Consider the following 996-nt stretch of genomic DNA (forward strand, 5'->3'; position numbering starts at 1 on the left):
CACCGCCCGCGCCGCCAGCTGCCGGGCCGCCTCCGCGGTGCCACCCGCGGTCGCCGCGAGCGCCGCCGCGTACAGCGCCGGAGCCGCCTGTACGCCCGCCTCGGCCAGGGCGCGCGAGCAGCGGTCGGCGGTGCGCAGCGCCTCCCGGCAGTGGCCGGCGCGCACCTGGACCCGGGTCAGCGCCACCAGGGCCGCCAGGGCGTCCTCCACCCCGGCCAACTCGCCCACGGCCGTGAGGAGTCGGGTCAGCTGTGCGTGCGCCTCGGGCACCCGGTCGGAGTCCAGGGCGAGGATGGCCCGCATCCGGATCAGCCGCCAGCTCTCCGGGCCGCCCTCGGTGCCGCCGCTCAGGGCGAGGGCCGCTTCGAGCGCGGTGTCCGCGGCGAGCGGCTCGCCGGCCAGCGACCGGATGCGGGCGAGGGTGGCGAGGGCCGCGATCCGGGTGTCCGTGTCCCCGGCCCGCGCCGCCTGCCGGGCATGCCGGTCGGCGGCCTCCAGCTCCCCGCACAACAGGCCCCGTACGGCGGCCCAGTGATGCAGCCGGGCCTCCGACTCCGGGTCACCAGCGGCGTCTTCGAGCCCCTCCTCGATCAAGTCCCCGGCGCCTTCCAGCGCTTGACCCGCGTTGCGCAGCAGGATCAGCCGGGCCCGCACCCGGCGCAGCGCGGAGTCCGACTCGGCGAGGACGGTCCCGGCGGCCTCGCCCGCCTCCTCCAGGCGCCCCGCGTCGCAGGCGTACTCGGCGGCGGCCAGCAGCCGGTCGGCGCGGTCCGCCCCGAGGGCGGCGGGGGTGCGGCGGGCGGCGAGACCGGCCAGTTCGAAGGCGGTGTCGGGGGCGCCGTCGCGGCGGGCGGACTCCGCCGCCGCCATCAGGACGCGGGCGGTGCTCTCGTCCTCGTACGGGCGCGCGTGGGCGAGATGCCGGGCCCGCTCCACCGGCTCGGACACCGCGCGGGCCAGCAGGGCGTGCGCCTGCCGGCGGGCGCGGTGTCCGAG

At 79.7% G+C, this 996-nt stretch carries 1 pseudogene; it reads right to left on the reverse strand.

The features are described from left to right. Positions 1-996 (reverse strand): annotated as a pseudogene (locus G3I78_RS46320) (LuxR family transcriptional regulator); the annotation flags it as partial.

Origin of the sequence: Streptomyces sp. SID13726 (genome assembly GCF_010548375.1) — a bacterium.
Taxonomy (GTDB): Bacteria; Actinomycetota; Actinomycetes; order Streptomycetales; family Streptomycetaceae; genus Streptomyces.